At 66.8% G+C, this 7,721-nt stretch carries 8 protein-coding genes and 1 tRNA gene; 6 read left to right on the top strand and 3 right to left on the bottom strand.

Features of this window, described 5'->3' with window-relative positions:
• The first annotated feature begins 310 nt into the window (after positions 1–310).
• On the top strand, positions 311–1,117 hold the full coding sequence (locus E1286_RS44315; protein ID WP_132622963.1) for an S-methyl-5'-thioadenosine phosphorylase: 807 nt from the start codon (positions 311–313) through the stop codon (positions 1,115–1,117).
• Positions 1,114–1,701 carry a CpaB family protein gene (locus E1286_RS44310; protein WP_132622961.1) on the top strand — a complete coding sequence of 196 codons (588 nt, stop codon included), beginning with the start codon at positions 1,114–1,116 and terminating at the stop codon, positions 1,699–1,701. The genes E1286_RS44315 and E1286_RS44310 overlap by 4 nt, the downstream gene beginning before the upstream one ends.
• Positions 1,702–1,707: 6 nt before the next feature.
• Here the strand turns inward: E1286_RS44310 and E1286_RS44305 are convergent, their stop codons facing one another.
• Complete coding sequence (locus tag E1286_RS44305) at positions 1,708–2,790, bottom strand: M15 family metallopeptidase (RefSeq protein ID WP_246075682.1); 1,083 nt, start codon at positions 2,788–2,790, stop codon at positions 1,708–1,710.
• A 213-nt stretch (positions 2,791–3,003) separates the two neighbouring features.
• Positions 3,004–3,303 carry a hypothetical protein gene (locus E1286_RS44300; RefSeq protein WP_132622959.1) on the bottom strand — a complete coding sequence of 100 codons (300 nt, stop codon included), beginning with the start codon at positions 3,301–3,303 and terminating at the stop codon, positions 3,004–3,006.
• A 309-nt stretch (positions 3,304–3,612) separates the two neighbouring features.
• On the opposite strand from E1286_RS44300, the gene E1286_RS44295 reads away from it, so the two are divergent.
• Both E1286_RS44295 and E1286_RS49675 read left to right on the top strand, forming a co-directional pair.
• Positions 3,613–3,685, top strand: a tRNA-Arg gene (locus E1286_RS44295).
• A gap of 383 nt (positions 3,686–4,068) precedes the next feature.
• The gene (locus tag E1286_RS49675) at positions 4,069–5,223 is read left to right on the top strand and encodes an HNH endonuclease (protein ID WP_223190913.1); all 1,155 of its coding nucleotides are present in this window, start codon (positions 4,069–4,071) and stop codon (positions 5,221–5,223) included.
• A gap of 66 nt (positions 5,224–5,289) precedes the next feature.
• Here the strand turns inward: E1286_RS49675 and E1286_RS44280 are convergent, their stop codons facing one another.
• Positions 5,290–5,856 (bottom strand): restriction endonuclease, encoded by a 567-nt coding sequence (locus E1286_RS44280; protein ID WP_165970199.1) that lies wholly within the window; start codon positions 5,854–5,856, stop codon positions 5,290–5,292.
• A 355-nt stretch (positions 5,857–6,211) separates the two neighbouring features.
• Between E1286_RS44280 and E1286_RS44275 the strand changes: the two genes are divergently transcribed.
• Together E1286_RS44275 and E1286_RS44270 are read left to right on the top strand one after the other, a co-directional pair.
• Positions 6,212–6,442: a hypothetical protein gene (locus tag E1286_RS44275; RefSeq protein WP_132622955.1), complete on the top strand. Its 231-nt coding sequence runs from the start codon at positions 6,212–6,214 to the stop codon at positions 6,440–6,442.
• 2 nt (positions 6,443–6,444) lie between these two features.
• On the top strand, positions 6,445–7,665 hold the full coding sequence (locus tag E1286_RS44270; RefSeq protein WP_132622953.1) for a hypothetical protein: 1,221 nt from the start codon (positions 6,445–6,447) through the stop codon (positions 7,663–7,665).
• Positions 7,666–7,721 lie beyond the last annotated feature (56 nt).

Raw genomic sequence — 7,721 nt, 5'->3', positions numbered from 1 at the left:
CGGGCACGTCCCCGCTGCCCATCAGCTCCGCCCCGGGCCGGCACCATATCCCCGTACGCCCGGGCCCCAGGTTGGCAACCGCTCGCTCAACCGTCACCGCCGCACTCCTCGCGCGATGACGGACTTGCCTCGTGCCCGCCGCCTCCGGAGCTTCGAGCCCCGCTCCTGAACGAACCGCTACCCGGCCGATTCCCACCGAACTTCCCGAGGGCGCCGAGCGATCGGGTTGTCCACAGGCCGAAACCCGGGTTATCCACAGAACGCCGCTCTAGCCCCGACCCCGGCTCGCCGCTCCGGATACTCTCGCGCCATGGTCACACGCGCAGACATCGGCGTCATCGGCGGATCGGGCTTCTACTCCCTGCTCGACGACGCGGAGGAGATCGAGCTCAGCACCCCCTACGGGCCGCCCAGCGACACCGTCACCGTCGGACGGATCGGCTCGCGTTCCGTGGCGTTCATCCCCAGACACGGGCGAGATCACCGTTTCCCACCGCACCGCATCCCCTACCGTGCCAACCTCTGGGCGCTGCGTTCTCTCGGCGTGCGCCAGGTGCTCGCGCCGAGCGCCGTCGGTTCACTCAAGGCCGAGTACGGCCCCGGCGCCCTCGTCATCCCCGACCAGCTCGTCGACCGCACCTCTGGCCGGGCCCAGACGTACTACGACGCCAACGGCGCCGTCCACGTCTCCTTCGCCGACCCCTACTGCCCGTCGGGCCGGGCCGTGGCCGTACGCACCGCCCAGGCCGACGGCTGGCAGACGGTCGACGGCGGCACCCTCGTCGTCATCGAGGGCCCGCGCTTCTCCACCCGGGCCGAGTCACAGTGGTACGCGAGCAACGGCTGGTCGATCGTGGGCATGACCGGCTTCCCCGAGGCCATCCTGGCCCGCGAGCTGGCCCTGTGTTACACGTCGATCTCCTTGGTGACCGACCACGACGCCGGAGTCGAGGCCGGCGAGGGCGTCACCCACGACGAGGTGCTGGCCTTCTTCGCGCAGAACGTCACTCGCATGCGCACCCTCGTGTCCGAGACCGTCCAGGCTCTGCCTGAAGAGCGCCCGTGCCCATGCGGTTCGGCGCTCGACGGCATCAAGCTCCCCTTCGACCTGCCGTGACCCTCCACGCCTGGCTGACCCGCTACGCCCGTCGCCGCCGCCTCGTCGCGGCGGCGCTGGCCGCCGTGTCCGTCATATCCGCCTACCTCGCCACGCGTCCCGCCGTCACCAGCGCCCCCACCGTGCTGGTGGCATCCCGCGACCTGGCGCCGGGCCCCGTCCGTACGGGCGACTTCCACCGGGTCGCGCACGATCCGCCGCCCGCCGGTGCGATCCGCGAGATCACCCCCGGCCAGACCCTGGCGACGCCCATGCGCCGCGGCGAGCCGCTGACCGACGTCCGGCTCCTCGCGTCCTACCACCTTCCGCAGGGCCTGGTCGCGACCCCGGTACGCCTGGCCGACGCGGCGACCGCGTCCCTGATCTCGCCGGGCGCCACCGTCGACCTCCTGGCCGCCTCGCAGGAGGGCGTGCCGGCCCGCCACATCACGTCCGGCACCACGGTGATCACGATCCCACCCGTACGCGAAAGAGACGCCCACGGCGGCGCCTTGATCGTCCTGGCCACCACCCCGACCCAGGCGGCCGAGCTCGCGGCGGCCCAGGCGCACGGCCGCCTCTCGATCACCATCAGACCCGGCTGACGCCCCTCAGAGCTGCGAATCGATCTTGGGGTCGTACTCCCAGTGCCACGGCTCGAACGGGTTGCTGTAGGCCCATGCCGGGTGGAACCACCCGTACCGCTTGGAGTTCTTCTCCATCCACACGAACTCCGGCGACCCCGACCGCTCCACCCCGCCACACAGGTCGACGGCCAGCCCCAGCCCGTGGTTGCTCCGCCCCGGCACCGCGGCGAACCCAGGCCGCCGATAATAGACCGACTGCTGCTCGGCGAGGCTGCGATAGGCATCGGTCACGCACATCGGCTTGCCGAACTGCCTCTTGAACGCCTCGTTCAGGCTGACGAAAGCGATCGTGGCGTCGGCTCGGAGGCTGAACCCCTTCTGCTGCAACGGACAGAGCATGCTCTTGGGGATCAGCCCGTTGGGATAGTCGCCCGCCGTCGCCGCCCGGAGCGGGTTGCAACCCAGCGCCGCCCGCCCCACCTTGTCGACCTTGATGCCGAGCTTCACCAGCGCCGCGGTCAACGACTTGACGATCTTGTCGGACCGCTGGCGCAACGTGTCGACCTCGACGGCGAGCTGCGCCTCGGCGAGCAGATTGCCGGCCCGCAGCTCCTGGGCCTCGGCGGCCAGCCGTTCGGCCTGGTTGTACAGCGTGCTGGTCTGCTCGACGGCCTGCTGGCGTACCGACACCATCTGGTTCACGTCGCTCAGCGCCCGCAAGGTGCGCTCGTCCGCGTCACCCGACATGAAGGGAAGGACTCCGTTGGACGCGAGCGGCTGCTCGTACAGCAACTCGGCCAACTGCGACACCGGCTGCCGCATCACCGAGAGCCGCTGCTCCATCTGCTGCAGCGAGTCAAGCTTGGACTTGAGCTCCTTCTCGGAGCCCGCGATGTCGGCCCGCCGCTTCTCCAGCGCCTTGGTGGCCTCCTCGAGCTCCTTGGCCGACCGCTCGGCCTCGCGCCGCAACTCGGTCAGATTGGCCGGATCACGCTCTCGCACCCGCTCTTGCACCTGGGCCTGCGCCGGCACCTGCGCGTTGGGCACGAAGAGAGAAGCCACCGCCATGACGACCGCGATCAGACCCGCTGATCGAGGGGATGGCACGTTCGACTCCTCCGTTTGCAATCTCGTTACCCTGGTCAGGCACGCACGTTACTACAGCACCCGGAGTGCCCGGACCGAACTCCGAAGAGCTGTTATGGGACAAATCACCCGCTATGTACAGACCGTTCCGCACCCCTCCAGAACACGCACACCAGGTCACCACCCGACGGCGAACCAGCACACTTCGGGGTACGCACACCCACCCAATCCGGTTCATATCCCAGGCAGCCAACTCTCCTGGGCCGCCAACTCCTGCTTCCGGTCCAGGCACACCTCCCACAACCAGGTGTCCACCCACTCCCCCGGACACTCCTCCTCCGCCGTCCGCACCGGAACCGGCCTCACGGGCTCCTCCACCACCTCAGGAGGTACGGACTCCCGCGCCTGCGGCACCGTCGGCCGCCTCTCGCGCACCACCACCGGCACCGCCGCCGGCACACTGCCCTCGTACCACCGATCGGGATGCGCGGGCTCGGGCACCAGCACCGGCTCGAACCCCCTCCAGCGAGCCATGCCTCCAGCCCACTCAGCGGCCTCGGCCGCCTGCGCCCCCCGCTTCAGGCCGCGCATCTCCCCGGCCAACAGCCCCCCGGCAAGGATCGCCGGCGCCAGCAACGCCCCGAACAACACAACGGGCCGCCGGCGTGCCTGCCTACATCGCCTCCTGGTCACAGGCAGACGCTATCCGCGCACCAAGATCCAGATTCTGATCACTTGCCATGCCTTTACCGCAGCTCAGAGCACCCATAACCCGCCCGGCCAAAGTGACCCGCCCCGCACGTCGCACACAGTGCCGTACTTTCGCTAGGCTTACGTAGGTCCGCCTCCGTAGCTCAGGGGATAGAGCACCGCTCTCCTAAAGCGGGTGCCGCAGGTTCGAATCCTGCCGGGGGCACGCTTCTCCACCAGGCATTTCAGCCTCTGACCTGCGGTTTCTCAGCCGCAGGTCTTTTGCTTGTCAGGCGCCTGATAGGTCGCTGAGGGTCGCCATATGCAGCCGTAGGACCTTGATCAGGGGACATACGGGGGACGATCTTGAAGACGTTTCCCCAGCTCACCTGAGCCTTGGATCACATTGTTGCCTCGTAAGGCACCGGTGCCGCTGGCGCCAAACAGCGTGCCGCTCGCCGCCTGAAGGTCAGGGAAACCCGCAGAAAGCATCAGCACAAGACCGAGAGTGTCCGAAGCTCTGAGCTACCGCCCGGGGATCCGCTGTTGTAGCCAGTCAGATTATTTAGCGCCCCCACGGCGGTCGGTCTCCAGACATATCGTGATCCAATGGCGTTATCCGACCTTGATCGCGAGATGGTCCTAGCGGCCATCGAGGAGTACGACCAGTTGGGCCGCGATGCCTTCCTGGAGCGGTATGGCTACCGTGAAGCGCGCGACTACTTCGTGGTCCACAACGGGCGTCGTTACGACTCCAAGCCCATCGCCGGCGTGGCGCACCGTGGTGTCAGCGGACGTCCGCTTCGCGCTTCGGAGTTCTCTGGAGGAGCTGCCACGGTCGGCAGGACCCTCGGCCACCTAGGGTTTCTCGTCACTGACCGCCAGGACGCGTCGCCTGCCGAGGTGTTTCTCGAGAAGATCAGAAATCTCGACACCGCCCTTTCGAACGGTCGACCCAAGCGGCACCAGCCGCTCACGCTGCTGTGGGCCCTCGGCCGAGCCGCGCGCCGAGAGGAACGCCTCGTTCCCTGGGACGTCACCCGGGCTGAGATCAGTGCCCTCATCAAAGAGTACGGCCTGGACGGCGACAGGCCCAATCCCGAGTACCCGGTCTTGAAGCTCACGCACTTCGAGTTATGGACCCTGCCCGATCATCGAGAGCCGCCTCGTCCCAGCGGCAGCCCGCCTCTGGGGTGGATGAGCCGAAACCAGCCGATCTCCGGTCTTTGCGAGTGGGTGTACGACCTGGTGGCGCAGAACGAGGCCGTACGGGCTAAGGCGAGCGCGTACCTCCTCAGCACGTACTTCCAGGACAAGGACCAGACCGAACTGCTCACGCGCGTCGGCCTGGACGCCGCCGACGACGAGCCGCCTCCACCTTCCGATGACGTCCGCACTCCCGGCCGCCGCCCCGCCACGGTCAGGCGCATCATCCGGGACAACGCGCTCTCACGGCTGATCAAGACCTTGCACGACCACACCTGCCAAATCTGCGGAACTCGGCTGCTGCTCCCCCACGGCCCGTACGCCGAGGGGGCCCACATCCGCCCGCTCGGCAGCCCGCACGACGGTCACGACGTGGCAGGCAACCTCCTCTGCCTCTGTCCCAACGACCACGTGCTCTTCGACCTGGGCGCGCTCACCATCAGGGACGACCTCGCGGTGATCGACAGACTTACGGGCGAGTCGAGGGGCCCTTTGCGCACCATCGCCGGTCACGACATCGATCCCCAGTATTTGGCGTACCACCGAAAGATTTTCTGACGCCTCCTCATATGAAGCAAAGCAGCGAAGCGGTCGTTAATCGCTCCGACAAATTTTTGCCCATCGTCACACCGCCTCGTCCTCCGCCAGAATCCTCGCTGAGCTTGCTGGCAGTAGCGAGACCGTGCCCAGAAGCCAGTCCGCCAGTCGGTCGCGTTCAACGAGGATCAGCGGCTGCCGCGCCCCTAGAGCCTCGAGTCTGGCTTGTTTGGTGAGGTGGCCGGAGGTAACGAGAACGCCGGTGTGGCCGGCGAATGTATTAGCCAGCGCACCGAGGAAGTTGCGCACCTCAGGAGCACCGACCGTTTTGCTGTAACGCTTGCATTGAACGGCATACCGGCCGTGTCCCGGAGCGAGGGCCGTAATATCCACCCCGCCATCACCAGTACGGCCGCGCTCGCGGACCTGACGGAACCCATCAGCAATCATCCGCTCGGCGACGAGATGCTCGAACGCAGCGCCGGACATGCGATCGACCTTCTCCAGTTCCACATTCGCGGCCAGAAACCGTCGTCGTTCCGCCTGGATCGCGCGGTGCCGGATGATGAGCCCGCCGGTGAACATCATGGCGAGCAGGCAGGCGATCCCCACGGCCCAACCTGGATACTTGCCGATGAACCACACGACGGCCACGCTTAAGACGCATACGGCCGTGACGGCCCACTGTCTCTTGTGCGATCTCCGCTTACCGCTTCTCCTCCTGGAGCCCCTCGCCATGGCTTCTCCTTGATGTGCGGTGTTGAAGCGAGTATGAGCGGGAGCACCGACAGTTCTGACCGTGCATGAGCTCTATGCCGGTTCAGCAGTTCCTCTCGACGCGCTTGCCCTCCTGTCGTCACGGTGCTCTCAGGGATAACTGACCTCAAACGACCAGAGGATCCCAGATGAGGGCAAAGCGGAAAGCAACCCACACCTGCCTGGCGTCCTTGGAACGGCCCCAGCCGCAAACGACAACGGCCATGCTCCTGCCTCAACCGGGAGCACGCCTATGACCAGGGAACAGATAGAGCAGGCCTTACGCCAGGCAGAGGAGTTGACCGGCCAGCTCAAGGGCTGTCTGGATCGCGCTGTGGGGTTGATGGGCCAGCGCGTCTGGACCGGGCCGGCTGCCGACCGGTTCGGCGGCGAACTCGCCGCTCAGAAGCAGGCGCTCCTCCAAGCCTGCACTTCGGCGGTGGATGAGCTTCGCACCCTGCTCGCCCGGACATCAGCGGGGTAGCCATGAACATCGATGGCATGGTGCCCGACGGTGTCCGGGCCTTGCAGGACGAGTTACGCAAGGCGGAGTCCGCGTTGGAGGGCGGCGGCGCCGCGTTGTGGAGCCTGCTGCGCGGCGCGGGGCTGGCCACCACGCAGGCCGACACCATCCGGGGCATCGCCGCGTGGGCCGGGCAGCAGATCCCCGAGCTTCACCGGCGCATCGTCTTGCTCGAACGAATGGAGGCCCACGACCCGGCCTTCCAGCACGGGGTGCCCGTGTTCGTGAAATCTGAACTGCTCGCTCCCGGCGCGCCGCTGCCCACCTTCGGCGGCTTCTGGGATCGGGTCTGGCAAGGCGTGCAGTCCTCGCTCGACCTGGACCAGAACTCGGGCAACCACGCGGCCGAGGTCGCCAAAGGCTCGTTGGAGAGCATCGGCGGACTGGCCGGGATGCTGTGGCAGTTCTCCGGGGTACGCAAGACCATCGACCCCGGCGGCTGGCAGCGGGACATTGAAGACAGCGCCCGAGGAGTCATCTATGGGGTGCAGAACCCGGTCGAGCTGCTGAAGGCGGTCACAGACTGGGACACCTGGACCACCAACCCCGACCGCGCCTTCGGCCGCCTCGTCCCCGATCTTCTGGCCGCCGCCGCAACTGCGGGCGGGAGTGGCGCGGCATCAGGAGCGAGCCGCGCCGCAAGAGCCGTCGAAAAGATGACGGACCTGATCAAGGTGGCCAAGGCGAAGGCTGGGCCGCAAGTCGCTCCCCCACGCATCACTCCGGACGGCACCTGGGAGTGGAAAGGAGTCAGCCTAGAGCCAGATCTCAATGTCCTGGCGGACCAAGCTCTGACGCGCACTCGGGCAGCCGAGGCACGGATCACGCCGGGAGTCCAGGCGACGGCGCGAGAGCTTGGCGCGGACATGGCCGGTTTCCCGGAGCATGTGCTCAAGGGGCCCGACCGCTACAAGGAGAAGTTGGCGAAGCTGATTGAGGACAACCCGACAAGAACGCCTGGGGACCTCATCCGCAACAAGATGCACGATGGTGTTCGCTATACCTTCACCTTCAGCGAGAATCGCTATGCCAAGGGCGTCGCGGATACCAAGGCGGCGTTGGAGCGGCAGGGATTCGAGATGGTCCGGCAGAATCCGGCGTGGAGTGAGGCAGGTACTACATCCGTAGATCTTGATTCGTTTGGCTCCGCCACGGGATGTAGTTGCTTCATCGTCAGTGCGTGACATGCGCTCTGACCTACGATCTTGTCGTGTCCTGGGATACGGAACTGACCGCGCTG

This window comes from Nonomuraea terrae, from assembly GCF_004348995.1.
Taxonomy (GTDB): domain Bacteria; phylum Actinomycetota; class Actinomycetes; order Streptosporangiales; family Streptosporangiaceae; genus Nonomuraea; species Nonomuraea terrae.
This window is presented reverse-complemented; position numbering and strand designations above follow the sequence as displayed.